At 68.1% G+C, this 26,335-nt stretch carries 25 protein-coding genes and 1 pseudogene; 3 read left to right on the top strand and 23 right to left on the bottom strand.

Annotated features, from left to right (window positions below):
• Positions 1–958 precede the first annotated feature (958 nt).
• The 12 genes and pseudogenes from ACZ6JS_RS35205 to ACZ6JS_RS35150 all read right to left on the bottom strand — a co-directional run bounded on the left by ACZ6JS_RS35205 (position 959) and on the right by ACZ6JS_RS35150 (position 13,564).
• Complete coding sequence (locus ACZ6JS_RS35205; protein WP_469304136.1) at positions 959–2,884, bottom strand: hypothetical protein; 1,926 nt, start codon at positions 2,882–2,884, stop codon at positions 959–961.
• Positions 2,881–3,435, bottom strand: a complete 555-nt coding sequence (locus ACZ6JS_RS35200) for a hypothetical protein (RefSeq protein ID WP_469304134.1) — start codon at positions 3,433–3,435, stop codon at positions 2,881–2,883. The genes ACZ6JS_RS35205 and ACZ6JS_RS35200 overlap by 4 nt, the downstream gene beginning before the upstream one ends.
• Positions 3,425–4,603: a dsDNA nuclease domain-containing protein gene (locus ACZ6JS_RS35195; RefSeq protein ID WP_469304133.1), complete on the bottom strand. Its 1,179-nt coding sequence runs from the start codon at positions 4,601–4,603 to the stop codon at positions 3,425–3,427. The genes ACZ6JS_RS35200 and ACZ6JS_RS35195 overlap by 11 nt, the downstream gene beginning before the upstream one ends.
• Before the next feature lie 225 nt (positions 4,604–4,828).
• The gene (locus ACZ6JS_RS35190) at positions 4,829–5,425 is read right to left on the bottom strand and encodes a hypothetical protein (protein WP_469304131.1); all 597 of its coding nucleotides are present in this window, start codon (positions 5,423–5,425) and stop codon (positions 4,829–4,831) included.
• Entirely contained in the window at positions 5,425–7,011 is a 1,587-nt protein-coding gene (locus ACZ6JS_RS35185; RefSeq protein ID WP_469304129.1) for a helix-turn-helix domain-containing protein, read from the bottom strand. The genes ACZ6JS_RS35190 and ACZ6JS_RS35185 overlap by 1 nt, the downstream gene beginning before the upstream one ends.
• 135 nt (positions 7,012–7,146) lie before the next feature.
• Positions 7,147–7,434 (bottom strand): annotated as a pseudogene (locus tag ACZ6JS_RS35180) (glyoxalase/bleomycin resistance/dioxygenase family protein); the annotation flags it as partial.
• A gap of 128 nt (positions 7,435–7,562) precedes the next feature.
• A complete protein-coding gene (locus ACZ6JS_RS35175) occupies positions 7,563–8,543 on the bottom strand; it encodes a hypothetical protein (protein WP_469304126.1) in 981 nt (326 codons plus the stop codon).
• On the bottom strand, positions 8,540–9,142 hold the full coding sequence (locus tag ACZ6JS_RS35170; RefSeq protein ID WP_469304125.1) for an RNA polymerase sigma factor: 603 nt from the start codon (positions 9,140–9,142) through the stop codon (positions 8,540–8,542). Before ACZ6JS_RS35170 ends, ACZ6JS_RS35175 begins: the two co-directional genes overlap by 4 nt.
• Before the next feature lie 701 nt (positions 9,143–9,843).
• Positions 9,844–11,670 carry a tetratricopeptide repeat protein gene (locus ACZ6JS_RS35165; protein ID WP_469304123.1) on the bottom strand — a complete coding sequence of 609 codons (1,827 nt, stop codon included), beginning with the start codon at positions 11,668–11,670 and terminating at the stop codon, positions 9,844–9,846.
• 742 nt (positions 11,671–12,412) lie between these two features.
• Positions 12,413–12,676: a hypothetical protein gene (locus ACZ6JS_RS35160; RefSeq protein WP_469304121.1), complete on the bottom strand. Its 264-nt coding sequence runs from the start codon at positions 12,674–12,676 to the stop codon at positions 12,413–12,415.
• Complete coding sequence (locus ACZ6JS_RS35155; protein WP_469304120.1) at positions 12,673–12,978, bottom strand: DUF6247 family protein; 306 nt, start codon at positions 12,976–12,978, stop codon at positions 12,673–12,675. Before ACZ6JS_RS35155 ends, ACZ6JS_RS35160 begins: the two co-directional genes overlap by 4 nt.
• 31 nt (positions 12,979–13,009) lie before the next feature.
• Entirely contained in the window at positions 13,010–13,564 is a 555-nt protein-coding gene (locus ACZ6JS_RS35150; RefSeq protein ID WP_469304118.1) for a hypothetical protein, read from the bottom strand.
• Between the two features lie 212 nt (positions 13,565–13,776).
• Between ACZ6JS_RS35150 and ACZ6JS_RS35145 the strand changes: the two genes are divergently transcribed.
• Both ACZ6JS_RS35145 and ACZ6JS_RS35140 read left to right on the top strand, forming a co-directional pair.
• Entirely contained in the window at positions 13,777–13,968 is a 192-nt protein-coding gene (locus ACZ6JS_RS35145; RefSeq protein ID WP_469304116.1) for a hypothetical protein, read from the top strand.
• 491 nt (positions 13,969–14,459) lie between these two features.
• Positions 14,460–15,020 (top strand): hypothetical protein, encoded by a 561-nt coding sequence (locus ACZ6JS_RS35140; protein WP_469304115.1) that lies wholly within the window; start codon positions 14,460–14,462, stop codon positions 15,018–15,020.
• 671 nt (positions 15,021–15,691) lie between these two features.
• On the opposite strand, the gene ACZ6JS_RS35135 is transcribed toward ACZ6JS_RS35140, so the two are convergent.
• A complete protein-coding gene (locus ACZ6JS_RS35135) occupies positions 15,692–16,015 on the bottom strand; it encodes a hypothetical protein (protein ID WP_381628669.1) in 324 nt (107 codons plus the stop codon).
• A gap of 27 nt (positions 16,016–16,042) precedes the next feature.
• The gene (locus ACZ6JS_RS35130; RefSeq protein WP_381628672.1) at positions 16,043–16,501 is read right to left on the bottom strand and encodes an ASCH domain-containing protein; all 459 of its coding nucleotides are present in this window, start codon (positions 16,499–16,501) and stop codon (positions 16,043–16,045) included.
• A gap of 234 nt (positions 16,502–16,735) precedes the next feature.
• Between ACZ6JS_RS35130 and ACZ6JS_RS35125 the strand changes: the two genes are divergently transcribed.
• Positions 16,736–17,101, top strand: coding sequence for a DUF6233 domain-containing protein (locus ACZ6JS_RS35125; protein ID WP_469304139.1), 366 nt, complete (start codon positions 16,736–16,738; stop codon positions 17,099–17,101).
• A 203-nt stretch (positions 17,102–17,304) separates the two neighbouring features.
• On the opposite strand, the gene ACZ6JS_RS35120 is transcribed toward ACZ6JS_RS35125, so the two are convergent.
• The 9 genes from ACZ6JS_RS35120 to ACZ6JS_RS35080 form a co-directional block, all read right to left on the bottom strand.
• Positions 17,305–18,204 (bottom strand): hypothetical protein, encoded by a 900-nt coding sequence (locus ACZ6JS_RS35120; RefSeq protein WP_469304114.1) that lies wholly within the window; start codon positions 18,202–18,204, stop codon positions 17,305–17,307.
• Positions 18,201–18,446, bottom strand: a complete 246-nt coding sequence (locus ACZ6JS_RS35115; protein WP_469304113.1) for a hypothetical protein — start codon at positions 18,444–18,446, stop codon at positions 18,201–18,203. The genes ACZ6JS_RS35120 and ACZ6JS_RS35115 overlap by 4 nt, the downstream gene beginning before the upstream one ends.
• A 543-nt stretch (positions 18,447–18,989) precedes the next feature.
• On the bottom strand, positions 18,990–19,520 hold the full coding sequence (locus tag ACZ6JS_RS35110) for a hypothetical protein (protein ID WP_469304112.1): 531 nt from the start codon (positions 19,518–19,520) through the stop codon (positions 18,990–18,992).
• A 97-nt stretch (positions 19,521–19,617) separates the two neighbouring features.
• A complete protein-coding gene (locus tag ACZ6JS_RS35105; protein ID WP_469304111.1) occupies positions 19,618–20,028 on the bottom strand; it encodes a hypothetical protein in 411 nt (136 codons plus the stop codon).
• Between the two features lie 71 nt (positions 20,029–20,099).
• Positions 20,100–21,305 (bottom strand): endonuclease domain-containing protein, encoded by a 1,206-nt coding sequence (locus tag ACZ6JS_RS35100; RefSeq protein WP_469304109.1) that lies wholly within the window; start codon positions 21,303–21,305, stop codon positions 20,100–20,102.
• A 329-nt stretch (positions 21,306–21,634) separates the two neighbouring features.
• Positions 21,635–21,790, bottom strand: a complete 156-nt coding sequence (locus tag ACZ6JS_RS35095; protein WP_469304107.1) for a hypothetical protein — start codon at positions 21,788–21,790, stop codon at positions 21,635–21,637.
• Positions 21,791–22,085: 295 nt separating this feature from the next.
• The gene (locus tag ACZ6JS_RS35090; RefSeq protein ID WP_469304105.1) at positions 22,086–23,033 is read right to left on the bottom strand and encodes a hypothetical protein; all 948 of its coding nucleotides are present in this window, start codon (positions 23,031–23,033) and stop codon (positions 22,086–22,088) included.
• A 528-nt stretch (positions 23,034–23,561) separates the two neighbouring features.
• The gene (locus ACZ6JS_RS35085; RefSeq protein ID WP_469304104.1) at positions 23,562–24,170 is read right to left on the bottom strand and encodes a hypothetical protein; all 609 of its coding nucleotides are present in this window, start codon (positions 24,168–24,170) and stop codon (positions 23,562–23,564) included.
• 1,081 nt (positions 24,171–25,251) lie between these two features.
• The gene (locus ACZ6JS_RS35080) at positions 25,252–26,253 is read right to left on the bottom strand and encodes a protein NO VEIN domain-containing protein (protein WP_469304102.1); all 1,002 of its coding nucleotides are present in this window, start codon (positions 26,251–26,253) and stop codon (positions 25,252–25,254) included.
• Between the last annotated feature and the right edge of the window lie 82 nt (positions 26,254–26,335).

Below are 26,335 nucleotides of genomic sequence, written 5' to 3'. Positions count from 1 at the left end.
GCGCGCGGTCTCCTGCGGAGACACGACGCGGAGTGACTGCGTCACTCCAAGAGGGGCTGCGTCGCTGCGCGACGCCGGGCGGAGTGGGCCGGTAGGCAGTCACCTGCGGTTGACTGCGGGGTGGTCCCGGTCTGTTCGGGGACCTCGGGTCCGCGGTGGCCGGCTGGCTAGGGAGCGGGGGCCTGTCGCGGGGCTCTTCGGCTTTGCTGTAGTCGATTCTAGCAGGTCAGAACGTTTTTGATGGACTATCAGGTGTTGCTGATGGTGTGTCAGGAGCGGTTTTCGAGAGGGCGACCCCTGCGGGGCCGAGACCACCCAGAGACCAACCGGTCGCGCTGCGCGCTCCCTCTCAGTAGCAGTATGCCCGCCGGCCCACACCCTGTCCACCCACCCACACCCCACTACACAACGTAACAACCACACCCCGCTACCAAACCACACTGGTCTACACCATAAAGATCGCTGACAAAAGGAAACACACCCAATTCCCGACCCCCGAAAACCGACCACACGCCAAATACCAAAACCGAAAAACACCCTCGGCCGAATACCAAATGTGCAACCCGCAATCCACCGCAAAAACCCTCCTCATAACAAAAATTAAAACAGTGCGCCGAAGTGTTAGAGGAGTCAGAGCAAGATGGGTGAAACTGCATAGCTTCTGTAGTCGCGTAGAAAGAAGCTCAATGGAGGGTCAACGAGCTGGGGTAAAGGGCCGATCCTTCGCCCGTGCAGAGTCATCCGACGGCTCCGTCCCGGCTCTTACGTGGGCCATAAACGACGGAGTCGACACCGCGTGGGACGGGCACTTCACGTCCACGAAGCAGGCGGGCGGGAGCCCAGACACAGCGGGAGCGGGCCACCACCACCGGGTCGGCAGCAACCGGAAGGTCAGGGGCTGAACGACACGACGTGCAGCGGGGCCGGACAGTGTTCCTGTCCGGCCCCGCTGCAGTCCTCAGGCGCCTGTCTGCTCTGCCGGCGCGTCTGGAGACTGCTCGTCACCAGGTTCGGCAGGGGGCATGGGGACCAGGCGGTCTGTGTCGGACAACTCCAGCGGCCGGTGGATGCCCTTGATGGGAGGGGAGTCATTGTCGGTGACGATGATCTGCAGGCGGTCTACGTGCTCGGTAGCTGTGCGCAGGAGGCTGGCGTACATCTTGCGTAGGCGTTCGAGGTCGACGCCTTCGTGGCCGACGTTGCTGCTGATGCCGTCGATGATCAGGAGGTTGGGCAGGGGGATGTCGTGGTCGTTGAGGGCAACGTGTTGGTGTGCAAGGACATGGGCGACGTTGACCAGTACCTCGACGCCTTGAGATTGGAGGTCGGCGAAGGAGCGGCCGTCCACGACCGGCAGGTACGTCTTCTTGTTGATGTAGGAGCCTGGCTCATCGTCGAAGCGGGGTGCGTCGAAACTGCGGAGAGCGGCTTCGAAAGCCTTGTCGAGCTTGCGTAGACGTGCGGTGACGGCCTCGTTGCTGTGGCGGGTGGCGTCGATTTTGCTGTTGAGGTCTTCTTGCTCGCGTTCAAGTTGCGCCACGCGTTCGGCCTGCCCTGCCAGCCTGTTGTGAAGGGCCAGGCCGTCGTCGAGACGAGCGAGGTGCTCCTCGAGTCGGGCTTGCCGAGCGGCAATGCTGCGGATGCGGTCTGCCTGGTCGGTGATGTAGGTGGAGGTCGCTCGGTCCAGTTCTGCGCCGAGGTCCTTCCGGTGCTGAGTTTGGGTAGCCAGCGCGGTCTGGAGCTGAGTGAGGCGGTTGTTGCTCCGGTCGATGAGTTCTTCGGTCTCGGTCACCTGCTCGATGACTCGGTCTTGCTCGGCGGCGAGCGAGGACGGCGCCGGCAGGTTGGGCGGGGTTTGCAGGCACAGGCGGCAGGTGTGCTCGTCGCCCCTATCCGGTACGCCAGACCCGCAGCGGGGACAGGTGTGGAACTCGAAGTCGTTGAGGAGCCGCTCGGCGACCAGGGCACGGGTAAGTCGGCGGCTCTGGGCGATGAGCTGTCCGTGCAGTTCGCGGAGATTGGCAACGGATACGGCTTCGGCTTCTGCTGCACCGGCGATCCGGGCAATCTCTGCTTCCGTCTCGGCGATCCGTTCGCGGAGTAGGACGGTCGGCCCGGGGAGCTTGATCCTGCCGGCGAGATCGACGTCAGTTTGGCGAGCGTGGGTGAGCTCCCGCTCGGTCTCCTGGCGCTCGACTTCCAACTGGGCACGCGAGGCAAAGGCAGTGGTCTGCAGGATCCGTTCGAGGGTGTTGGCATCTGCGGTGAGGGCTGCCAGCTCTGTGGTGACTACACGCAGGCGGTCGCGCAGGCCGGCTGCCTCAGGGTCGTAGAGGCCGTAAAGGATCTCGAAGACGTACTTGCGCTTGATGTTCTTGGAGTAGTTGTCCGGGGTTCCGAAGACGGAGGAGTCGATCTCCTTCTGCCTCAGGACGCAGTACATGAGGTAGTCGCTGATGGTGACGGGTACGAGGGGGCTCGTGTCGTCGTTGGGAGCGCGCGGGACTTTGAGGCGGGGCAGCTGGAGTGCATCGCGCCACCAGTCACGGAAGGTCGCGTCGTATCCGGCTTGGAGCTGGCTGGCGGGCAGCCGCCAGACTTCCCCGCGGCCTTCGACTTCGGCGATCTCCACCATCGCGTTCGAGGTGGTGACCAGGGGGCGGACGATGCGGAACCGGCGATCTCCGACCAGTACGGTGCCGGCGATGGTCCGTCCTCGGAGTTCCGGCACGACGCTCACGTCGGCGCCGAGGAGGGCGCGGAGGCAGCTGACGGTGGCAGTTTTGCCGCCGCTCATGGAGCCGACGATCGCGTTCATACCGGGTTCGAAGCGGATCGTGCGGCTGGTGCCGACGATGGTGAGCTCTTCGATGCGGAGTCTCATAGGTGGGTCCCCCAGTCCGCCTCGACGATGTCGGGGAACGTCTCGTAGATCAGGTTCTTCAGGGTGGTGCCGGTCAGGTTGAAGTGTCGGCGCAGCAGCACTGCGCGGTCGCGTACGGGGCGCCAGCTCTCGCTTTCAGCGAGAGCTGAAGCGACGTCATGCCCGGCCGGGGTCGTGCAGTAGGTCGCGATGGCGTCTTCGTGCCTGGGCTCGATGAGGCCCTTGCCGGTTAGGGCACCGAGCAGGCTGTAGTAGGTGGGGTCCCATGGCCCGTACTTGTAACGGATCATGCTCTGCTCGATGGTGCCGGTCAGCCACGGGTTCTCGCCGGCGTCGACGTCGGGCCGCCGGACAGCCATGAGGCGGTTGAAGTGGGCCGGGTAACGCAGCAGGAAGTCGAGCTTGGCCAGCTTCATGCGCCCCTCGATGCCCTTGCTCGCCTTGGTTGCGGAGAAGACGTCGATGAGCAGCAGCAGGCGGGCTTGGGCATCAGCCGAGGGTGGTTGTGTGGGCGGCGCGGCGGTAGGGGGCGCGGGGGCGTTAGGAGGCATCTCGGGCCGTCCCCCAGTCGAACTTGCACTCGTCCGAGATCGCGCATGCCCGGCCCATCAGGAGCACACCATCCTGGGCATAAAGGGGATGGCGGTCGTACGTGCCGGGAGTGGCATCCAGTTGGCGCTGCAGCTCGTCGAAGATGACGTCAGCGGGTTGGAGCTGTCCTCGATGAGCTCGGCCAGTGCGGCGGGCGAGCAGTAGCAGACGCTGGTCGAGGTCGGTCTCGATGGCCTGGTCTCCCGGCCAGGCGCCCAGGGCCAGCTCTCTGAACCGGTGGCGGTCAGCGTGGGCACGCAGCATCTGTGCCTCCTCGATGACCTCCTGGGAGGCTGCACCTGCCCGGAGCTTGCGAACGAGCGCGGTCTCGGCGCCATGCAGTTGCTGGGAAAGGTCTTCCAGCAGAACGTGGTCGGGACGAGTAAGACGCTGGCGTACGTCGGCAACGGATGCTGCAGTAACGCGTTTGCTGAGCACAGCCGGAGGCGGGCTGTCGAGGACCAAGAGCTCCGTCCACCGGGCCACGGGAAGACCTTGGGTGGCATCGCGGGTACGCCGGAGCAGCTCGTTGTAGAGGGCGTCGATCATCGCCACGGTGAGTCCCGGGCCGAGATCGGCCAGGACCCGCGTGTTGCGCAGCTCGATGTCGCCGCGTCGCGGCAGAGCCCTGATACGCACCAGGGGAAGGAAGTCGCTGAGCGCGTCCTCTTCGACTTTCAGGTGCGTCGCGACCCGCTTGCGGCACGCTGCGTTGTCGTGGCCCTGTCCCTTGGACAGGGCCACGACTGCGGCGTCTGCGGGGTCGAGGTGGCCCTCGATGCCTGCGGTCAGCTGGTAGGTCAGGTCCTTGCCTGCCACGGCCTCGTACGTGCGCCACAGGCTCTTGAGGGGCTTCTTGGCGAGCACGTCCGTGAGCGTCCAGGGCTCCACGGCATCCCTGGTCTTGATCTGCTGGAAATCCCAGAACACACCACCGTCGGTACACCGGGGGTCGCCCTCGCGTGCCACGACGATGTCTTCGATGTGCTCGCAGGTCACGTGTACGACTGTTCCGCCCGCGAGCATCTCCAGGACGGCTTGCACGGCGATGTGTACCTGGTACTCGAAGCGTCGCACCACGCCTGAACCGGTGTCGTCCGGCGCTTCGATCTCGATCGGATCGGCCATCCGCCCCCCCATCTCGTTACTCCCCGGACACGCAGAGTAGGCCGTCTGTGATCTCTAGTCGACAGGCGGGTGGATGGATTCCGCTTTGCTCGGGAGAGCACGCCGCACCCCGTCGGACTACCGAAGAGGGAACAGCCGGTACGACACGACGCCCACACGCAGCTGCGCCCCAGACCTGTTGGCCGAAGGCGCAGTCGCGGAGCGGGGTGGGTGGGGTGGTGTGGGTCAGGCGCCGATGCCGACGGAGGAGACGTAGGCGTAGGCGGCGTAGTCGGAGTCGAGGTCGGTGATGACGTCGTCCCAGATCTCGTCCACCATCGCCTCGGCGCGGTCGGCCCAGGCCTGGACGAGGTCCGGCCAGATGTACCGGACGGTGATGGACCGGTCGCTCAGGGGCCGGCTGTACTTGGAGTCGACGTGGCTCTGGTCGACCGGGTAGATCTCCATCCGGCTGCCGCGGCCGTCGTTGTCGAGGTGGCGGACGAGCCAGCCGGAGCGGATCAGGTTCTCCCGGCGCCGCCACCAGTACGCCGCATCGATCCGCTCCCTGGACGCCGCCGAGGGCGTGGCCTTCCCGCGCGTCCAGGAGCGCAGGGAACGGGGCGTGACGCCCTGTTCGGCGAGGGCTTCGCGGCCGGCGGGGCTGTTGAGGTAGCGCAGGCGTGCGGCGAGTCCTCGGCGGGAGGTGACGGGCGAGACGATGCCGGAGGAGTGCACGATCCGGTTCAGCTCCAGGATCAGGGCCTCCCCGCCCTTCATGCCCCGGGCGTCGTGCTTCCCCCAGTCGCCCCAGCGGGCCCACAGGTCCTCGGAACCGGCCATCAGCGCTTACCCCCCAGCACGTAGGTGTTCTTTTCCTTCACCTGGTTCAGGTCCCGGCCCTCGGCGAACACCTGCCGCCAGTCACCGATCACGTGGAGTTCGTCCGTTCCGGAGATCTCCACGACCTGCAATCCTGCCTTGTGTGCCTTATTGGCCTTCATCCACAGATTCGCGAATGCTTTCGCCCGGATAATGTGCATCCAGTCCGGGCGGCGCAGTTCACGGTTCGCGGTCGACTCACCGACCGTCGATACCAATTTAGAATACATGGCTTTCACGTAGGCGACGGTCAATTCGTCCCCCTCAGCCAATGCAGTCTTCCTCGTCTCTGCCAGTGCTCGGCGCAGTTTCTCCAAAAGTCCCTCGGTGGCTCCGGAAACGAGGGAGCGGTGAATGGTCGGGGCGTCGGCGAGGTTTTGCCGGGCGCAGTCGAGGAGGAGGCGGAGGGTGGATTCGCTGACCCACAACTCCCCCGGCTCCATCCGGTTGCCCAGCGGGTTCGGGAGGTCGGCGTGGTCCCAGGAGGCTGGGGTGATCAGGTGGACGCCGGCCTTCTTCGGGTCGTGCATGCCGCTGGTGTCCTCACGGAGCTGGCCGATCGGGAGCCAGCACTTGAGCGCGGAGAGGTAGGCGGCGTTCATGTCCAGAGCCGTCACCTCCAGCTCCGCGCCGGCCTTCGCCGCCGCCACCAGCTCGGCGTTGCGCCACTTCGGACGGCCCTCCCAGATCTCGTCCGCGCCCTTCTGCGAGCGCTTCCGCAGGATCTCCGCGGTCGGCGGGAACTCCGAGTGCTCGTAGCGGCCGCCGACCCGGGAGGCCTTCAACAGGGCCATCACATCCGGGATCGCCACCTTCAGCAGTGCGGCCTGCGCGGCGTCGACGTCGCCGGCGTGCTCGGCGAGGACATCGTGGACGCGGTCGGTGATCCGGCCGATCAGGTCTTCGGAGGCGTACGTACGCGGGCTCCGCGTCCTCGCAGCAGGCTCCGGCGCGGGTGCCGAAGCCAGGGACTCCGGAGCCGGCGCAGGATGCGCAGCAGGGGACGGCTCGGGCCGGGCCAGCACCAGTAGCTCTGTCGGCGCGACGCGCTCGGGCGGGGGCGGCGCAGCCGGGGTAGGGGTCGCGGCGGCGACGGCGGCCGCGCACTCCTCGGCGCTCAAGTGCTGCGGGAACCCTTCGAGTTCGTCACTCGTCGGCTGCCCGCACAGCACGCACAACCCCACCGGCGCCGCGGCAGCAGGCGCAACGGGGGCAGCCGCAGCGGGCTCGGCGGGGAACAGGGCGGCGGGGGCCGGCTGCGCGACGGCCAAGGGCGCCATGGCGTCCGCGGGGCGCAGGGCGGGGATCGAGCCGTGGAGCACGCCGACGGCGTGGGTGGGGCCGGCCAGCAGGTCCAGGTAGTGCAGGCCGAAGTGCGCGGCAAGCCGGTCGACATCTTCAAGGGACCAGTGCTGCCGGTTGCCCTGCTTGCGTGAGACCTGCGCCTGGGACAGGCCGAGCCCGTCCGCGAGATCGTTCTGGCGCTCACCGGTGCGCGTCATCAGCGCTGCAACCGTGAGCCTGAGGAGATCCTCAACACCCATCATGCATGCAAGAATAGCAGATTGCATACTATTTCCGCATACTACATGCAACCCGTTGTCGTTGATGGGGCGAGTCGAAGGGTGGCGCGGCCCTGGGTGGCGCCGCGGGCAGGCCGCCACCCGGGACGGATGCTCCGCTCAGCTGCCGCAGGCACATCCGGCGGCCGCCGGCACGGACTCGGCACTCTTCTCCTGCCCGGAGCAGCAGGCGTCGCCGCCGGAGACGGCGCTCTTGCCCAGCTGGTCGGCGTCGGCCTTGACGGCGTAGACCTCCCAGGGCTCCTTGCCGGGGCCGGTGACCCACACCTTGTCCTGGAGGGCGTAGCAGCAGGAGGTGTCGTTCTCCTCGAGGGTGGCCAGGCTGGCTTCCTTGAGGCGGGTGGTGGCGGCGTTGACCTGCTCGGTGCAGGCGACTTCGACGCCGAGCCCGGAACCGAGCCTTCTGCAACACCCTTTAGCTCTGACTCGGCAGCTCGCGCTGCGGCGCCTCAGGCACCCGTGTGTCTGCCGATCGACTCCAGCCCCGCGGGTCAGTGATCGTCTGCCCTACGGCGCTAGACGTCGGCTGCTACGACGGTGTCATGCGGTTCGGTGGCGACGATCAGCACGCCCTGTTCACCGCTGGCCGGCGTGGAAGCCTGCCGGATGAAGGTCTCCCATTCCACCGGCCACAGCGTGGAGGCATCCCAGCGGATGCCCTTGAGCGGCACGTCGTCCAGGATGGCCTGGCTCAGGTCTTCGCCGACGAAGTCGCTGCTTACGCGTTCCACGGCAACCACCACACGGTGCAGTGCCTGCGCTTTGTCATGGGCCTGCTCCAGATCTTCGGCGAGGTCCTGCGTGATCACATCAGCGCCCAGAAGGCCGGCCGTGTCGGCATCCGCAGGATCAAGGTGCGGGAGCAGTTCGTCTTCGACGAGGTGCCGGGCGTTGCGCACGTCGCGCAGAAGCTGGTCGAGGTGCGATTCGAGGAGGGCGCGGACGTCGGTGAGATAGTCGACCCCGGTCAGCTCGGATTGCGGTCGGTCCTCGAATGCAGTCTGGACTTCGAGGTGTGTGAGCTGCGTGGCGAGAGTCTGGATGAACAAGGTGACGTTCGGCGGAACTGCCCCGGCTTCCAGGAACTCGCTGAACTTCCTGAGCGTCGTCAGGGCGCTGCGGACGGCCAGGGTGAAGTCTCGTGGCCAGTAGATTCGGGTGAGGTGGAGGGCTTCGCGTCGGTACCTCAGCCGTACGGAGGCCCGGCGGCCCACGAGCGGCTGGTAGGGCGAGCATGCATCAGGGGCTAGCGGCTGGCGCTCATCGGCCGGCTCGGCAGTGCGGTTCAGACGTCCGGCGACGGCGGAACCGGTAGCCCGGTGGGCAGCAGTCAGCAGGCGGTCCAGCGCGAGATCGGGGTCGCGGAGTTCGGGAGCACCTCCCTGGGCAGCAATCCGGTCGCGCACGGCTTGGCCGAGGATCCGGTGTGCTGAGACCAGCATGTCTTCCAGCTGGTCGATGTCGTTGTGGGTGTTGGGGGTCGGGGCGCTGGTCATGATTCTCCCTTCGGCGCTTCCTCGTGCTGGTGCCCGCTCTCCAGATCGAGGCCCGCCTTCAGGGCAGCGCGTGCCCGGGTCAGGTTCTGGCGGACGGCGGCTTGGGTGGTACCCATGGCGCGGGCGCTTTCCTCGGTGGTGAAGCCATCGAGCGTCCAGGCCAGGGCGGCGCGCTGCTTGGAGGGAAGTCTGAGGAGCTGCGCGATGACCTGCCGCTCTTCCTCGCCGATCTCTGCGGCCTGGGCTGGGGTTTGCCAGCGCAGGCTGGTGTGGTGGGGTTCAGGGAGGTCCGCGCAAGCGTCTTCCGGGCGTACCTGCTGGCTGACCCAGGAGCGCCAGGCCACCTTGCGCAGCCACGCCTTCGGGTAGGTGATGGCCAGGCCCGGGGTGCACATCTTTGTGAAGGCGTCCTGGGCGGCATCCTGAGCCTCCGACCATGAGGCGCCAGCCATGAGGAGGAATCGAACCAGCGCCGGATATTGCTCATGATGCAGGGCCTCAGCCAGCTCCCTGCCTGGCAGCGCTTCGGTAGGCGCTTCCAGCGGCGGAACGTGGGGCACGACGTCAACGAGAAGTTCAGGACTGGCGGCATCCTCCATTGCAGCCACCCCCAATCCCGTGAGACTCCGGTGCGAACCAGAAGCGGCGCGCTCCGGCCGACTCCTGCAGTGCTCCGCGAGGGGCCGCGTACCGGACCCTTGCCGTCGCCCCCTCGTCGGCGATACGCGCAAGTTCCACGTCAGCACCCAGACGACGGTGCACGATCTTCACCACGGCGCTGATGGCGCTGACCAGAACGGTCGTCACCGCCCCTGCCACAACCGGATCCACTCTCGTCTCTCCTTGCTCACATCGGTAGCACAACGAACCTGCACCAACAGAGCTGAACATCAAGGGAGTTGTGACATTTCGCTGGTCAGACCGCCATCCGCCGAGCCAGCCGTTCTTGGCTCCCCTGGGGCATGCCGAAGCCCCTGGCGTTTGGCCAGGGGCGCAGCGGCGCGACGGGCCGTGTGCGGATGGGGCACATGTATCCGCCACCATCCCCACACCTGACCGGGGGTGGCGGGATTGATCGACCGCAACGACATCGGGCACCGCCTCCAGGACGCCTACGGCAGGGCCGGGATCCTGCGGGACATCGGCCCCGTGTGGGAGGACCCCTCCGATCCGCCGTACGACCGCGGCCGGCGCCCGGTCGCCTTCATCTCCCCAGAGCACGCGGACGCGAATGGCACGCCGACCCCACCACCGTCACCCGCGCATGACGGCTGCTCGTGCTGGCCCGCACTTCGAGGAGTCAGGGTCCGGCTGGTGTCTTCCACCACCGCCCTTTGCGTTTAGATCGCAATTCGTTCAGGCGGAGCGCCGTTGCCCTTGAATCGGGATGATGACTACCCAACTCCTCGTTCCGGTGCTTAAGGACCAGCTTCAACATGCTGATGGCCTGTGACTGTTTGTCCGCATTCCAGTAGGCCAAGCTGAGCTGTACTCGGCATGAGAGGGTCTCGGGGGCTGTGGGGCCGAGGAGGCGTTCCCGGACCGCGAGCGTGTCTTCCAACAGGCTTAGGGGGTCTGGAGAGACCCCTGCCGGGCGCTTCTTCAGGCAGGTGTCAACGAGTACCTCGGCATCGTATGCGTAGTCCTCCTGGAACACGGCGAAGGCATCTTTCGTGCGTCCCGCGCTCAGGTAGGCCGTAGCCAGCTCACGTCGGGCCAGCAGGGTCTTGCGGTCGGTCCGTCCGAGCAGGCGCTCACTCGTGTCTGCTACCCGCTGCCAGTACGGAACGGCGACGGTGGCCAGGCCCCGAGTGCTCAGGCTGTGGCCTACCCAGCGGAGCAGGTGGTGGCCTTCGACCTCCCACAGCATGTCCCCTGCGAAGTCGTTGAGGCTGTCGACGTTCGTGTGCAGCACAGCCCTTTCCACGCCTTTGTGCCACAGCGCTGTGAGTGCTTCGGCTGCCGTCTTTACGATCTCCCGTTGTTCTCCGCTCGGCGTGTGTTCACGCACGGCGCGTGCAGTCAGAGCGTGCAGCTTCACAGCGCGGAATCCGGCCTGAGCATCGTCGGTGAGGAGGCTGTACCTGTGCAGGAGCCTCAGCGTCGCTCTGGCTTGGGTGGCGTCGACCGGAGTGAGGGTGTCTGCCCCCGGTGTGGGTACTCGGTGGGCAGTGAGGTAGTCGGTGACCGCCTGTCCTCCCCAGAGGTCGCGTGGATGCCCGGCCGGGTCGAGAACGGCGGCGAGGCGCAGTGCTGGGATGGCGAGGCCCACGGGTTCGCAGGCTTGGGCAACGTTGAGGGAGAGGAGGAGGGCGGCGGCGACGTGGCGTCCGTAGCCTTCGGTGTCCGCGTGGCGCGGGAGCAGGTCGTCCAGTTTCGCGGCACTGCTGTTGAAGCGGAGGAGGTACTCCGCGCACGGAACGTCCTCGTTGATCATGTAGGCGGCCGCGTGGGACAACGCCAGGGGCAGATTGCCCAGCGCCGCGGCCAGCGCTTGTGTCTGCGTGTCCAGCAGATGCTCCGCGCGGGCGGCTCGGAGCCGGGCACGAAGGTAGGTGTCGGCCTCCTGTGGGCTGTAGGTGTCGACGTCTACAACCGCACGGCCACCGCCGGACAAGACGGCATCCTGGCGTCGGGTGGTTGCCACCACTCGGCCGCAGCCCCATACCGATGATGGCGGCCACCACGGCTGCATCGCGTCCGGGTCGGTGATGTCGTCGAGGATGACGAGCCATGATCGTTTGGTGGTGGCCAGCCACTGAAGGAAGGCCCTGGCGTCTTGCTCTCCGGTCTGCCCTGCCAGTGCGTTGGGGGCATCAAGGACGTGGGCGGCGACCGCGTAGCGGGCGATCACCTGGTCCGTTTCGCTGGCGTCGACCCAGACCACCAGGTCGATGCCGTCCACCAGGGCCTGGTGGGCGTACGCGGAGGCGAGTTGGGTTTTGCCGACACCGCCGCCCCCGGACAGAACTTGGGTCAGCACCACCGCGGTGTGCCCGGTGACGGCCTGGTCGATCGCGTTGCGCACTTCAGGCCGGTGCTGGAACGCAGATGCCAGTGCGGGAACCGATCCCAGGCGGAGCGGCCACTGAACTGGCCCTTGCGGACCGGCGTGGGTGATCGTCAAGTGATCCACATGGCCGCTGACGGCCACTGCGCCTGCCGCCGCCGCGATGGCGTCACCGCTCTCGCTGACCGAGGAGGCCGCGAGATCGTCCCTCGAAGGGGATGAACGCTGCTTACTTCGGCGCCACCTCATGCCGCGTCCGGCCTCGGCTCTACCTGCATGGCCGCGTTTAATCGGTGTAGTCGATGCCGGTGCCGGCGCTGCTACCCGTGCCTCGCGCGATGGCGTCACCGGTGCCCTGAACCCGAGCCGTGCCAGGGCTGCCGTCCCCACGGCGTCGTACGCCTGTATGGGCTTGCCCGCCGCCGATGGCCTCGGCCCGGCCTGTCTGCGTCGCGGTGTCCCCTGACGCGTCGGCCGTGTCGGCCCGCGGCTGGGCCCACGCCCACACCAGTGCCGCAACTCCGGTGGCGGCCTGAATCGAGGCTCCCACGACTCCTGCGGTATCCGGTCCGTCAAGCAACCAGATGACAGGAGTCGAGACGATTCCCACCATCGCGCCCACCATCACCGCGATCCGCTGCTTCCTCGACACAGAAGCCCCCTCCCCGTCCGAACCCCTCGCCACAGCCACGAACTCCGAGAACCGCCTCACTGCAACGCGGTTCCATACTCCGGGAAGACGCACCGCCTGTCGGGCGAACGCACAGATTCTCCGGCGCTGCCTCAGCCCACCCCACACGGCGCAACCAGCGCCAGGGCCGCACCTGCCCGGTACCAGGGGAACCGGCGCAGCCAAGACCTAACCGAGCCAGACGATGCCCAGCACGGAGAGCCGCCGGGAGAGGCGGTTGACCACGTAGACGACGGAGAGCTGACCGACAGCCGCAGCCCGGACGTCCTCGCCCTCGGGATCGCCGGCGTTCCACTGCGGCCAGCCCCACGGGGAGCGCACCGCGATGTCGAGGACGTCGCGGACCGTCTCCCGGGCCGGGTCGGGGAGCTCGGTGAGGGTCTTCGCGGCCTGCGGGGACAGGCGCACCGCCCACGGGTGTTCGTCGGTCACGGGCGGCCGCCGAAGACGTCGTCCAGGTCCACGAAGCCTGTGTCGTCCTGGCCGGAGTCCATGAAGGCATCCACGTCCGGGGCCACGGCCACGCGCAACTGCCAGATGCGCACCACCTCGTGCAGGGGGGTGAGGCTGAAGGCGTGGCGGGCGTCCTCCAGTGCCTTCGTCCAGTCCCGCTCGAAAGCCGGCACCCACTGCTCGGCACGCCGGTCCGCCCGGAGCTGGGCCAGGAGCTCGGCCGGGGCGCCGGGTGCGGGCGCGTACGGGGTGGTGGGTGTGTGGTCGGGCTGGGCGCTCATCGGCTCCTCCTCGCGGGTGCTACCGGCCACGTTAGAACGCCGTGGCCCAGGCCGGGGAGGTTCGGACGGATGCGCAGCCCGGCACCCCGTCCGCTGCGGTGCCGCGGGCGCAGCAGCAGACGTGGCCGGCAGCAGCGTTTTCACGCGGGGCTCTTCGCCGTTCCGCGCGGCGCAGGGCGTTCACCAGCGTCCAGGCGAGGTCGTCGGCGTCCAGGTCCTCGGCGTCGACTTCGCCCAGGTAGGCCTCGATGCCCTCGCGCAGGACGTCGGCCTTCTCGATCTCTGGCAGGGCGGTCAGTCTGCCCGACCCCCGGCGGCCGTGAGGCCGCGTGCGCGGGACAGGTCGGTGCAGCGGATCCCGCCGCCGGGGTGCCACCGCGTCGCCGTGCTCGGCGCACCAGGACACCGGGATTACGCCGCCGCAGTCGTGCCGCGTACAGACGCAGGCCTCGCCCGGACCGGCGTACGCGACCCCGTGGCGGACCACCCCGCCCGCCGGCCCCGGGGCGGCGGTGCCGCGCAGGCTGGCGGGCCAGGCCAGCGTCAGGCGCAGGCCACCCGACCCCGAACGGAAGCGGTCGATCACCCGCACCTCGCCCGGCACCGCCAGCGGGCCGGTACCGGGCGCGGTCAGTCGACATACACCGCAGGGGCGCGTCTTCTACACCGGCCGTCACGGCCTACGTCAGCCAGGACGCGGGCCTGTTCGGCGTCGCCTGCGACGCTGTGCAGGGCCCCCAGGTCGCGTACAACGGCCTCTTGCTGGTCGGGAGGGAGATGGGGGAGCTGGAGAGCGACATGATCGCGTATGCCGAGGCGCATGACGTGCAGCTTCGCTACACGTGCGAGGGCCACGCAGGGCCGGATGATCCGGGGATCGTCTTGCGCGCTCAACCGGTTGGGGAAGTCCTGCGATCTCGTCCGCTGTTCATGGTGCCGCGCGACGGCGCGTGGACGGAATGGGATTCGCTCCCCTCCGAGGAGGACTAGGACAGAGTGACCGGACGTCAGCAGCGAGGGCCATGCCGCCGAACAGTGACCCGACGCAGTGTGCCCCAGCCCCGAAGGAATCAGTCCCAGCAGCAGGAATAGCGCAGGTTCGGAATACCGCCTCTCCACCAGTGCGCGCGGTGTCCGGCGCCGGCGGAGCGGGCCGCGGGATGTGCCGACCAGCACCACCGCCCCGGCCAGCAGGCTCAGGGCCAGGTCTACGGTCCCGTACCCAGACCGGTCGGCACGCCATCCGTACGCGGTGAGCGCCGCCCTCCGCCAGCACGGCGGCGCCGACACGGCGCTGCCGGGGTCGTCACCAGCGCGGTCCCTCCGTCCAGCAGATGGGTGCCCGTCAAGCCCCGAGTTTCAGGGTCATGACCAGCAGGCGCTCGCTGAAGCCCAATGGATTCACGGGCCCAACAGGGGCCCGCCGGGCAGGGCCGGTACTCCCGGCCTCCCGGTCGTCTCGCATGTCAAGGAGCACCAGCATGACCCGTACCACGCTGACCCAGCGTCTCGCCCTCCTCGGCGCCTCCGGGGCGCTCGCCGCCGGTGGAGCGCTCTTGCCCACCAGCGCCTTCGCGGCACCCGCGCCCTCGCAGGTCACAGCGGTGCAGACCGTACATGAGCAGCCGAAGCACACGGGTGGCAGCACCACGACCACCAAATTTCAGACGGGGACCACGACCCGGCACCACCCCAACGGCAAGACCGTAACCACGAAGACCGACACGGTCACCAAGACCACCAGGGACCACCACGGCAACAAGGTCAAGGTCGTTACGACCACCGTGGTCACCAAGACCCTGAAGGACCGCTTTGGCAAGGTCATCAAGAGAACGGTCACGGTGACCACGCACAAGCAGAACTTCCCGGCCCCGAAGAACGACAACGAGGAGAGGGCCACCGGCTACGTCGACGGCTACGAGGGGGTCAAGAAGGAGTGCCAGGCCAAGCAGCGCACCCAGTCAGGAACCCAAGGCCGCACTACCTACGACGAGGCCTGGGATAAGGGAGCTTCCACAGCGGCCGACAAGTACTGCAGATAGACAAACCGGCACGGCACCGGTCACTCCAGCTCGAGCGCCTCGCGGTAGGCCCGCCAGCGTTCCATGCAGCCGAGCATCTCGCGCCGCAGGAACCCTGCAACACAGGGCCGCCATCCCCGCGATCAGCGCCCCGGCCGGAGGGTCGGTGCCGGGCCCACGTACGCAGACCCCGCCCAGCCCCCCACGACCCGTGCCAAGGTCCGTCACTCACCTCACGGACGCTCCGAGTTCCCCCGCCATCAGCCAGGCCACCAGATCGGCATCCCTCGTGGTGGACCAGCCGAGCAACCAATGGGCACAACGCCCACCACGTCGCTCGACGCGCATCTCGGCAGCACCGACGCGGCGACCGGCTGCGGAGGCGAACGGTCACGTTACGCCCCAACGCCGCGCGACAGGTCAGCGAGCACCTCGCCGCTGCCCTGGGCACCCCTTCAAGGAGGTGCGGTTCGCGAAGCCATCGCACTCGCCGAACAGGCGGATGTTCCTCCGCGACTTACGGAGAGATCTGGGCGAGGTCCTCGGGCGTCTACCGGCCGCGCCCAGCCGATGCTCTGCCAACTCCATACCACCGACCCTCGACGAGATCTGCCGGCCAACCGCGGCCAGATCCACTGCGCCGTCGCCGCCCTGTTGCGCAAGAGGCAACAACCCACGTCACTCAACGTCGGCTACCCCGGCCTGGAACGCAATCCCGAGGCGGGCGTCGATGACGATGCGCCGGTGAGCGCCGCCTTCTCCCGGGCCTTGGCCCGGATCTGTGGCTGCCGGCGCCGCTCGGCCTTGAGCTCCAGGCACGCAGCGAGGCCGGCGCGCGGCTTCTTGGCCCGGCCCGCGACGTACCGCTCCACCTGCCACCGGGAGATCCCGAGCGCTTCGGCGGCCGACTTCGTGGCTTTGAGCTGCGCGACCAGTTGCGTGTCCGCGCCCTTGGGCGCGGGGCGAGTGAACGCCCTCTGCACCACTTTGTCCAGGCCACCCCACTCGAAGATCATTTGGAGTACCGAGTGACAGGAGAATGGTCAATGGGCGGGGCGAAGGTCGGTGATGAGGCGGAAGCGTTGCAGAACCACCGGCGTCGCGTCGTTCACGGTGAACTCGGGGTCCTCCAACGCGGCACGCATCTCTTCGCTGTGCCAGAACTCCTCGTGACCCGCGCGCCATTGGGCCACGCTGGTGTCCCCCTCCCCTTCATCCACGACGTGCGCGAGGTCCACCTGTGCCAGCGGGACGACGCGCACTCCGGTCACCTCGATAATCGCGACCGGACGCTCGTCGGAGTCGATGACCACCGAACGACTCCCGACTTCCGGCAGGGGTTCGCCCTCGTGCTCATAGTCGACGACGAGCGTTGTCGTGGAGGTCTTTGAACCGTCAAGGATCGCCGCGACGAGCCGGTCGCGCAGTGGACCAGGAAAGGCGAACTCCGCCCTGTCCATCGAGGCGAATTCGGCGGGGCGTGAGGCGGGGTCAAACGACATGAGAGCACAGTAACGACACATTCCACACAGAGCCGACAGGAGTGGGGCGTGACACGGCGCTCCGGCGCTACGACGCAGAAATTCACTCCCCCGTTCCGGCAGGCTCAAGAGGGAACCAGAATCGCCACCGGACGCCCAGCGGCGAGGGCCATGCCGCCGGACAGTCCATGGCCCGACACAGTGCCCCAGCCCCGAAGGAACCAGTCGCAGCAACAGGAATAGCGCAGGTTCGGAATACCGCCTCTCCACCAGTGCGGGGGCGGCGTCGAACCGGCCGAGTACAGCACATGGGTCACCGCCGAACAGCTGCGCCCGCTGCCCGGGGTCGACCTCGGCCGCATCCCCGCCCACCCCCGTACCAGTACCCCGGCGCCGGCCCGGTGGGCGTGGCTGCTCGACGGCCACACCCACGGCCGGCCCGCCACCATCCACGCCGAAGGCTGCTCCGGCGCCACCGACCGCGCGCACCCATTGGGCACCATGCAAGCACTCGACGCGCTCGCGCGGCCCGGCACCATCCCCTGCACCCTGTGCGACACCGCCGAGGCCCTCTTGCCGACCCTCGCGCACGGTCAGAACGACGCACCCGCCCGCGGCTGATCAGGTCAAGAAGAAACCTGGGAAGCTGTCGGGGGTGACGGCCGGCCATCCACCCGGGGACTGTCTCAGGGCGTGGGGTCACTGTCATTGAGTGAGAGACGCGCAGGTCATGTGCTGACTCGAAAGCGAGAGATCGCAGGGTGGTGATGTGAGCGCCGGATGTGGCCAGTGGTCGAGGCCGGGCAGTCGGCGGCCTTTCGGCCTCAGGGGCGTACGTCGTAGCACCAGTTCATTCCGACGTCGATGACGCCGAGTCCGGGGTTCCTGGTGATGCTGACGTAGTCGTTTGATGTACCGGCGATACGGGCGTAGAGGTGGCCTTGGATGAACACCTCGCATTCCAGGCGGTAGTAGGCGCCAGCCGGCAACCGCCAGCGGGCCACCGGTGGCTCGGGCGCTTCGTAGCGGTATACCGCTGTCGGGCCGAGAACGAAGGCGTGCCTCTCGGTGGGGCTTGGCTGCGGGCGCCCGGGATAGAGGTCGGTCGGCAGGGGTTCCGGTGACCAGGGGGTCTCGGTCGGTCCGGGCACCGGTGAGCTCGGCGGAAAGGTCGGTGTCGGATACGGCGTGCTCGTGGGTCCCCCGGGGCTCACGAGGCAGGCTCCGCCGTCGCAGGGATGCGGGCCGCCGACGGTCGTGCCCAAGTAACCGAGGAGGGCCAGGAAGACCAGGAGGGTGCCGCACACCGATGCCGCCGCGCCGATCATCCACTTCCTCTGCCGGGCCAGGCGGTCCCGCTCCTCGGTCAGGTTTCCTTCGATCCAGTCGGGCTTCTTGCCCAGGTCCTGGGCCCCGAGCGTCCAATAGGTCCGCAGCTCGCGCTCCGTGATGCCGGAAAGGCTATTGGTCGGCTTCGTGGAGAGCGCCTGGTAGACGGACAGGACGGACTCCCACCGCGGGTAGCCTGCGACTCCCTTGAGCATTTCGGAAATTCGTGACGACTGCACCTTTTGCGGGCCGCGGATGCCGGTCTGCAACGAAAGCGCGATCAGGCTGAGTCCGGACTCCTGCCAGGCGGCGCGTAGCGGGGTGATCCATGCACGGTGGTTGTCCTTGACGCCGGGCGCGATGTCGTGCGGCTTGGGCCCGGGCTTCTCGCTCACGTGGGCTGCTCGCCGGGGAGTTCGTCGCTGGCGCCGGGCGTCGTCTTCGGGTCGGTGGGGCTCGGAGCGTGGGGGCGTACGCCTGCGAAGGCCTGGGCCACCTCCCGGACGCCGAAGGCGATCGCGGGGATCAAGGAAATGGCCGCGGCCGCCGTCTGGCCCAAGGCGAGCATCGTGATCGTCAGTGCGATGAAAAGGGTGAGGGCGATGCAGATACCGATCATTCGGTGACGCGCGTTCACGGGGGTGTGACCTCCATCGGCAGTCGGGCCTGTGTCCGGAAGAGGGCCTCTCCGGCGCTTGCCGGCGCCGTTGTACGAGAGGTCGTCACATAAGCATCCCCAAAGAAGGGTTGTAAGGATATGACAAGCCGAGAAAGCGGAATATTAGGGTTACCTCAGCCACGGCCCTGTGTCCATCGACCTCAACTGTTCGATCCGGTCAAGTGGTTACACAAAAGTAATATTCCGAGTTTCTCTTGCGTTCTCGACTCCCAGGCACGTCAATGGAGTCAGTGCCCTCGGGCACGGTCGTGGTCTCCCTGTCCGGAAGATGACGCACCCTCCTCGTTGCCGCGAGGAGCTGTCCCCGCCCGGCGAGGACGGATATGAAGCCCCCGACCTTCCCCGGTCAGGGGCTTCTTCCGTCCCCGACCAACCCCGGAGGCCGACTGATCGGCTCCCCGCACGGCGGGGGCGGTGCACGGTCTCCGCTCGCTCGTCTGTCGCCGGCGCCGGTCGGGGCCAGCGACGTCGTGTCGTTGTCGGTGGTGACCGACGACAAGCTCAGACGGCCGGGGAAGCCGTGTAGTCGTGGCGCTGGTACCCCCGTCCGTCGCGGCGCCAGTCCAGGAATAGCACCGAGTCACCGAGCGCGGCTGCGCCGGCCCGGTGGCTGATGGTCGCGGTCCGGTAGGTGCCGGTGCGCGCCCCGCTGGACGTGCTGTCCTCCAGCCACTCCTCGAGCTGGGGGAAGTCGCGCTCGGCCACCACGGGGTCGGTGCCCTCGCGGGATTGTTTGATCTGCACTCGCAGCTTGGCCCCGTCGAAAATCGTCGGGTCGTCCACCGGGTAGAAGCTCGCCCCGTCCCAGCGCACTTCGGCGTACGCATAAACGGTGCCCCCGGACCGGGCCGCGCACGTCTTCACCGTCACCTTCCAGTTGTCCGGCCACGGCCCGTCATAGCCGCCGTCGTCGATGTCCTTCGTGCTGCTGGCGCACTTGTAGGCCGGGGCCGCCGTGGCGGAGGGAGCGGCCGGCGCCGCCACCGCCACCACGGCCACCGCGGCTACCGCCGCGCGCTTGATGGTGCTCATGCCCGGTCAATGCCGGGACCGCCGCCGCGACACGACCCCGCCCCGAAACCGACTCGGACGAGCGACCCTGGCGCCCGGGCGTCGATCGCACGTCCGGTCAGCTGGAAGCGGGCACCGCGGTCCAGGCGAGCACGTCGTCGCGGCGGTAGTCCTCGCCGAGAATGGCCAGCATGTCCGCCAGCCGGCCCGCGAGGTCGGCAGCCGCCTCCGGGAATTCCTTGCGGAGCAGGTGCCAGCAGGCGTGCGCGTTGCGGGCCGTGCGGATCGTGTCGGCCTCGGGGCGGTATCGGGCGGCCTGGCAGCGCAGGGCGGTCGTGATGAGCAGCTCGGTGGTCCCGTGCCAGTCGGTGCGCTGGCAGAGGGTGAGCCAGGCCCGGGCGGTCAACACGGTGATGGTGGCGGCGTCCTCGCCGAACCAGCCGGCCAGGGCGGTCTCCAGCTTGTAGGCGAGGGCGACCGCGGTGGGCAGGTCCCCTTCCGCGTGCGCGGCCCACACGGCCGCCAACATCCCCCGATACTCGTTGATCTTGAGCACTGGTGGTGCCGGAGCAGCCGGCGGCGAGCGTCCCCGCGAGATGTTCAACGTCTTTCGGGGTGCTGGGACGGGTGGGCGAGTCCCTCCCTGACTGCCTCCGCCTGAATGCGGGATGCTTCTTCGGCGGGCAAGTGGAAGGACTGCGCCCGGTCTGCGCACATGACGGTGTAGGTGTATCCGCCGCCGTCCTCTGCAGTGATCCGCACGCACATGTGCAGGGGGCAGTCCCGGCCTTCTGTTGCCTGTTCGCGGTGGAGATGTCGGCGCAACACGGCGAGGCGGTGGTTCGTGGGTAGGGTCCGGCGGGTACGGCATTGGGCGCACCGCAGCAGATGTGCCGTGGCGCCCTTCAGAGTCAAGAACTCCTTGCCGTGGCCCTCCATGGTGTTGCAACCGCCGCACAGCGGACCACGGACCAGGCCGTGGTCGTGGCAGTGGTCCCAGACAGCAGCCGGGCGCGGGGGGTCACACAGCAGGCAGAGGTATTCCTCGGCCCGGGGTCCGTTCTCACGGATCTTGGAGTAGGCGCGCCCCTGGAACTGCCCGGCGTAGCTGAGCAGCGCAGTCTGCGCGCAGGTGGGGCACAACCTCTGCCCGCCGCTGGCGGTGGCCCCGCGTAGGCCGGGTTCGGCAACGGTGGCCCCGCACACCTTGCAGGGGGTGGGAGTGCGGCCAAGGGCTTCGTCGGTCTCTTCCCACTGGTCGAGGATCAGGGCGAGGGTTCGGGGGATCAGCCAGGTGTCGCGGGTCCATACCAGGGCAGGCACGGGTAGTACGCAGGCCATCGCGTACTCGCTGTACTGGCCGCGCAGGGTGTCCGCGGTCAGTCCGCACCTCAAACCCCAACTCTTCTCAGGGCTGTATCCCCACCGGGTGTCGCACGAGCAGCCGCTCCGATCGTGTGCGGTACGAGCGGCACTGTCGACCAACCCATGAATCTGTGCGCGCCACCCCGTGGGCTCGAGAAGACTGCCGCCCTGCCTGCTCGGGCCGCCTGGACGCGGGTCGACCACGTCGTCCGGGTCCCATGGCAGCACGGCAATGGCACGCCCGGCGGCCCGGACCTCTGGCTCGTGGAACATCCACCGATTGGACTTCTTGTACGCGCGCACAGGCTGGTGTCCGAAGAAGACGAAGTCGTGCCTGGCGTCCCGGTTGTATTTGTAGCGGAAACGACCCGGCGCCATCGGAATGGGGCAGCGCTCCATCTCATCGGCCAGGTATGTCGCAGCCAGCTGTGGGGTGATCACCGGGCCAGCCTTCCACCCACCACTGACAACAGGCTCGCAACCTCGGTACCGGCCGCGCCTGAAGAAGACCTCGGCATGCTCGCGGTGCCGCCAGGCGACATCACTGGCCGTAGACCAGCATCGAGCGACAGGACCGGCGCCGCAGCGGAGGCTGCCTTCAGTACCGGCAACCGGCAGCGGAAAGGCGCTCTGGAGGTCCCGTACGAGCACGTCGGTCCCCTCCTGCGTTCCCACGCCTGGTGTGGGCCCGGGCCGGGCTCCGGCGCACTACGGCCGCCTGACCCGGGCCCCACTGGGGCTACCGCGCCCGTCCCGCGACTCTGGCCGGCTCAGCCCCTGCCGGTACGGGGGCACGGCAGGGGCTCCGCAGACACGGCCAGGCCGGACGCGGCGCCGGCCCGTCCGGGCAGCGCGTCGAACAGCACCCGCGGGTCGGTGGGTGTCGGGGCGGGCCCCGATCCGAAGGTGGAGAAGTCGATGACCATAAACAGGCCCCCTGGAACTGACGCGTCGTGGGGCTCCTCGTGGCGCCACCGGAGGTGACGCTAGCGGACCGATCATCACGCTTTCATCCGACTTGAAGGTGTCTGGTCCACCTGCTAGTGAGCCCATCCGAGGTGTCCCAGCCATCGAGGAGGCGACTAGGGCGCAGCGCTGCTGCGCTTTGCGGACGAGCTGCTGGGCGCCGGTCCCATGGCTTCGTCGGTGTGATGCGGTCGCGGGCAGCAAGGCCGCCGGGACGGGCGTCCCGGCGGCCTCCGTTCCCACAGGGCCGTACAGCTAGGACATCTCGACATCGAAGAACTTGATGACGGATGTGACGAGCATGAGCGCGTACACCGTGTTCACCCTGGAGTACTGCATACGGGAAATTCCATGAGCACTGGGGTGGCGACCGAAGACCCTGGGAATGGGGTCGCCGTTCTTCGGGAAGTACTTGGCGTGCGCGTGCCAGACCGGGGCAAAGGTCAAGGCCATGGTCACCCTGTACTCGTCCAGCTTGAACCTGATGCCCTTGGCCTTGAAGTCGTTCCTGGTCGGGTTCGCGGCCAGGGCCTGAGCCGCTGCGGTATGGCCATCACGCAATGCGGCCACCGCGCCGAGGGCGAAGTCACGGCCTTCCCTGAGCTGTGGGTGGTCGACTGTTTCGAGGACCACTTCGCAGTCGGTGACGATGCCCTTCCAGCGCTGCCCGATCAACCGCCGCCGAGTTACCGCGTCCGGGGCGTCGAGCAAGGCACTGACGGTCTGCGGCCCAGGCACCCACATCAGTGGAATGCCCTCATCGATCAGTAGCACCTCCAGCAACTGCAGCTCCCGCAACCTTGGGAGGGCCTCTCGGATGTTCTCCGGGTACAGGTTGCGGACCAGCCCGCTGATCGATGCGAAGAGATCGCGCCACTGATCACGCCAGCAGTCGTCGAAGGCGAAGGCCGCAGTCAGCGGCTCGATGACCGGCTCGAAGGCCCGACGGAGCCTGTCGTTGAAGACCGTCAGCTCGGCCAGCTGCTGGCCCAGGACCTTGTTGAAGCGATCGAGTTCCACCATCGGTGGGAGGCTGATCCGGGGAAAGACCGGGATAACTGCCGCTACAGCAGTAGCCAGTTGCTGGCCCAAGTGCACACGCCACTCACGGCTTTGCTGCTCCATCACAGCCTGAAACCGGGAGAGGTCTCCCGCCCCCAGATCCGCAGTGTCCACAAGGATCTTCTTCGCAGCCTCCGTCATGAGGACATGCTTCCACCTCGACAGTCATGGTGAGCAGGAGTTTTGTCCACACGCCCAGGAGTGCAGCGTGAGTCTGCAACACGACGGTGCAACACCGACCTGGCCGCCCTGTTCACCTAAAACCACAGGTCAAGGCTGCAATCGGCCCGGCCAGATCGACATCCGCCTCGTACAGAGGCCGCTGGTCGTCCAGCACGGTCCAGTCGAGCGGGTACTCGGCCAGCCGAACCGGCCGTCGTACGCGTGCCACTGCGTCGACGACGGCATGTGCCCGCCGCTGCCCACGTCGAAGTACACCGGCCCCGGCTCACTGCCGTCCTCCAGCAGCACCCCCACCGCACCCTCGTGCGCAGCCCCCAAGTCCCTCAGCGTCTGGTCCACGCACCCCACCTTCTTTCCCGCCGTACGGCGTGCTGGCCGGGCCCCTGCGCCGGTGGGTCCCAGCGTGCCGCACCCACCCCGTCTCGCGCCCCGCAGCCGGTGAAAGTGTCACCCCAGGAGGGGGAATGCGCCGCCGTGCCGGGCTCGTCAGAAACGGGGTGCGTGGGGCTTGCGCAGCCAGAGGAGCCATCCCGCCGCGCCGGCTGCCGCTGCGAACAGGAGGGCGGTGGAGGGGGAGGTGGGTACGTTGCGGATGATGCCGGTGGGGAAGACGGCGAGGACCACGACTCCGGCAGTCCGGCACCAGCGGGCCGACTGGGAGAGGATCGCCCACGCGCCCAGGTACGGGCGCCAGAACCGGCGGAAGCCCGCGACCGATGCCCACAGCATCATCCAGACCGTCACGGTAATCAGCACCCTGGTGAGGCCGGTGTCGCCGAGCAGGTGGCCCGTCACGGCCGCCGTGGCGAGCATGGCGGCCGCGGTGGCCTCCAAAATTACGAGGCCACGCACGGCACGGTCCGGGGCGAACGCGCACAAGGCGGTACGCGCGTACTGGACTGCCGCGGATCGGTAGCCGGCCCTGCCCCGGCGACGGGCGACGAACTCCTCCAGCGCGTCGAGGGCCTGGCGCCGGTGGGCGGCATCGTGGAGGGCCATGTTGATGAGCGTGCGGACCCCTTCGATCTGCGCGCATGCGTCCGTGGCGGAGAGCGCCCGGAGGGCTCGCTCCAGGTCCTCGTGGGCGTCGGGCATGCGGGCAGTGAAGCAGTCGGGGCCGACGGCCCGCAGACCGTCCTGCGCGGGTTCACCCGAAGCTGTGGTCCGGTGTGGCGGGGTCTGTGCGGTGCCGGTGCCGGTGTGGTTGCTGTCGACCGGGGCGGTGACCGGCGACGTGTGACGGCAGCCGAGGACCTGCCCGCGGTCGACAGCGCCACGGGGGCCGGGAACAGTCCGTCCGAGGGCGGCTCCCAGCAGTGGCTATTGCACCCCTCTTCCGGGTGAGGCCGACCGTTGACGCGCTGACAGGGGTGCGAACCGCACCCGGACAGAGTGGCGCGTCCGGATCTGCGAGCCGCGGTGAGAAAGGCGGGTTGACCTTCGGTTGCGGAGCACACCCCCCTTCCAGACGACGGCCGGCCATCGCCAGGCCTCCGGGGAGGCGGTGCAGCGGACCAGGCGCAGCCGGCCGTCGGCTCTCGACCAGGCGCTGCTCTCCGCGCTCGCCGCCCTCGGCCTGCCATGGGCCACTCCGCGCCGCTCGGTAGAAGCCGGCTCAGTTCACGACACGAGCCCTCGGCGGTGAGGCCGTGCGGAGCACCCAGAGCGACCCACGGCAGTGAGCACGCCCCGAACCCGTCCCCATCTCTCTTCTCTTCCCGCGCACAGGGGTGAGTCAGCCCAGTCACCATCCGCCGGACAGGTGGTCACCTGCAAGAACGGTCAGACGTTGGCAGCTGGCCGTCCCCCTCAGACTCCCCCTCAGGTTCCTACCCGAGTCTCCCCTTCAGCTTCCCCGTCAGTCTCCCCCCACTGCGGTACGGCACCTCGGTTCCTGCGGAATCTCCAGGCTCTGGCCGTAAATTCGTGAACGAGCTCGAGTTCGTCGCGCAACGCCTGGCGCATACGGCCAGTGGGCCCTGCCGCGTCAGGCTTCGGGGGGTCTGCTGTGACTCCACAAGCCGGGCCGGGCACTCCTGGCAGAGCGGAATCCCACGCGCGGCGGCTCCGCCCCGGTCTGCTGCGAGGTCATCGCGGCCCCGGGTCACCCGGCGGCCGCGGCCGGGCCCCGCCACGACGGCCGACACGGACCGGTCGCAGGTCGGCGACCGGGCGTTCAGCGCATCAACCGCTTCCTGATAACGCGCGCGTCTCGCGCTGTGTCTTCGGGGAGGCGGTATTCGTACTTGCGGGGCCGGAGGTCTTCCTCGGCGGGCTCCCAGTCGGTGTAGTGCGAGACGGTTCCTCCGCTGGCCGTGTAGGGATCGGTGTGGGTGTCGACCCTGATGTCGCTGACGACGTATAGGTCGACGGTGTTGTCCTTGTCCCGGGCGTGGAGGACTTCGTTGATGGTGAGTTCCACGCTGGTTGCGGCGCCTGTGGTTCCCTTGACCTCGACGTGGCGTTCCTCCGTGCCTCGGGTGCAGCGCAGGTCGTAGGGCTTGCCGAGCTTCTCGATGGTCCAGCCCTGGTTCTCGTAGTGGTCGATGGCCAGTCGCTCTGCGTGCTCCTCGATGGTCTTGCGCTTCTTGGGGTCCGAGATGTAGCCGGCTCCGCGGCGGCGGCGCTGGGGCTTCTTCTTGCCGTCGACCTGGTCGGCGGTGAAGCCGGGTGACTGGTCCAGGGGGACGTCTTCAGGTTCCTCGGGGTCGAAGGGGATGCCGGCGAGGTCGAGGAGGCGCTGGGCGGGCATCTGGACGAGTTTGCCCATGCCGCGGTCGGTGCCCGAGCGGCGGATGGCGTCGCTGCCGGCCTCGGTGAGGGGGCCTTCGGGGCCGAGGGGGACGTTCTCGAGCTTGGCGAGGGGCTCGATGCCGAAGCGTTGGGGGTACTTCAGGCGCCGTTCGGCTTCCTCGTCGGGCCAGTGCCAGGCTTGGCCTTCGTAGAAGCCGCCGCGGACCTGGAAGAGGTAGAGGGTGGCGGTGCCGCCGAGCCAGTCGGGCAGTTGTACGCGGGGAGAGGCTCCGGTGGCGAGGATCGCGAAGCGGGGCTGTGCGGTGTCGTATTCGGGCTTCTTCTCGGGGAAGCCCCAGGAGAGGGTCTCGATGCCGTGCTCGAGGTTTCGCTGGGATTCGGTGCTCTGGCCGACATGGACCATGACGAACGTCGACATCTTCATGCAGGCCATCATAAGCAGGTTGCTATCGACAGGTCGATAGTGTTTCCTCGTCTCATGATCGAGGGTGCTGGGGAGCGAACTC

The organism is Streptomyces sp. NPDC046349 (assembly GCF_055587885.1).
The sequence above is the reverse complement of the archived record's forward strand: the minus strand, read 5'-3'. Positions and strand labels throughout refer to the sequence as shown.

Coding starts and splice junctions, on each gene's coding strand:
- ACZ6JS_RS35205 (WP_469304136.1), bottom strand. CDS start 2,884: ATGAGACTCCGCATCGAAGAGCTCACCATCGTCGGCACCAGCCGCACG.
- ACZ6JS_RS35200 (WP_469304134.1), bottom strand. CDS start 3,435: ATGCCTCCTAACGCCCCCGCGCCCCCTACCGCCGCGCCGCCCACACAA.
- ACZ6JS_RS35195 (WP_469304133.1), bottom strand. CDS start 4,603: ATGGCCGATCCGATCGAGATCGAAGCGCCGGACGACACCGGTTCAGGC.
- ACZ6JS_RS35190 (WP_469304131.1), bottom strand. CDS start 5,425: ATGGCCGGTTCCGAGGACCTGTGGGCCCGCTGGGGCGACTGGGGGAAG.
- ACZ6JS_RS35185 (WP_469304129.1), bottom strand. CDS start 7,011: ATGATGGGTGTTGAGGATCTCCTCAGGCTCACGGTTGCAGCGCTGATG.
- ACZ6JS_RS35175 (WP_469304126.1), bottom strand. CDS start 8,543: ATGACCAGCGCCCCGACCCCCAACACCCACAACGACATCGACCAGCTG.
- ACZ6JS_RS35170 (WP_469304125.1), bottom strand. CDS start 9,142: ATGGAGGATGCCGCCAGTCCTGAACTTCTCGTTGACGTCGTGCCCCAC.
- ACZ6JS_RS35155 (WP_469304120.1), bottom strand. CDS start 12,978: ATGAGCGCCCAGCCCGACCACACACCCACCACCCCGTACGCGCCCGCA.
- ACZ6JS_RS35145 (WP_469304116.1), top strand. CDS start 13,777: ATGATCGCGTATGCCGAGGCGCATGACGTGCAGCTTCGCTACACGTGC.
- ACZ6JS_RS35140 (WP_469304115.1), top strand. CDS start 14,460: ATGACCCGTACCACGCTGACCCAGCGTCTCGCCCTCCTCGGCGCCTCC.
- ACZ6JS_RS35135 (WP_381628669.1), bottom strand. CDS start 16,015: ATGATCTTCGAGTGGGGTGGCCTGGACAAAGTGGTGCAGAGGGCGTTC.
- ACZ6JS_RS35130 (WP_381628672.1), bottom strand. CDS start 16,501: ATGTCGTTTGACCCCGCCTCACGCCCCGCCGAATTCGCCTCGATGGAC.
- ACZ6JS_RS35110 (WP_469304112.1), bottom strand. CDS start 19,520: ATGAGCACCATCAAGCGCGCGGCGGTAGCCGCGGTGGCCGTGGTGGCG.
- ACZ6JS_RS35105 (WP_469304111.1), bottom strand. CDS start 20,028: ATGTTGGCGGCCGTGTGGGCCGCGCACGCGGAAGGGGACCTGCCCACC.
- ACZ6JS_RS35095 (WP_469304107.1), bottom strand. CDS start 21,790: ATGGTCATCGACTTCTCCACCTTCGGATCGGGGCCCGCCCCGACACCC.
- ACZ6JS_RS35090 (WP_469304105.1), bottom strand. CDS start 23,033: ATGACGGAGGCTGCGAAGAAGATCCTTGTGGACACTGCGGATCTGGGG.
- ACZ6JS_RS35085 (WP_469304104.1), bottom strand. CDS start 24,170: ATGCCCGACGCCCACGAGGACCTGGAGCGAGCCCTCCGGGCGCTCTCC.
- ACZ6JS_RS35080 (WP_469304102.1), bottom strand. CDS start 26,253: ATGAAGATGTCGACGTTCGTCATGGTCCATGTCGGCCAGAGCACCGAA.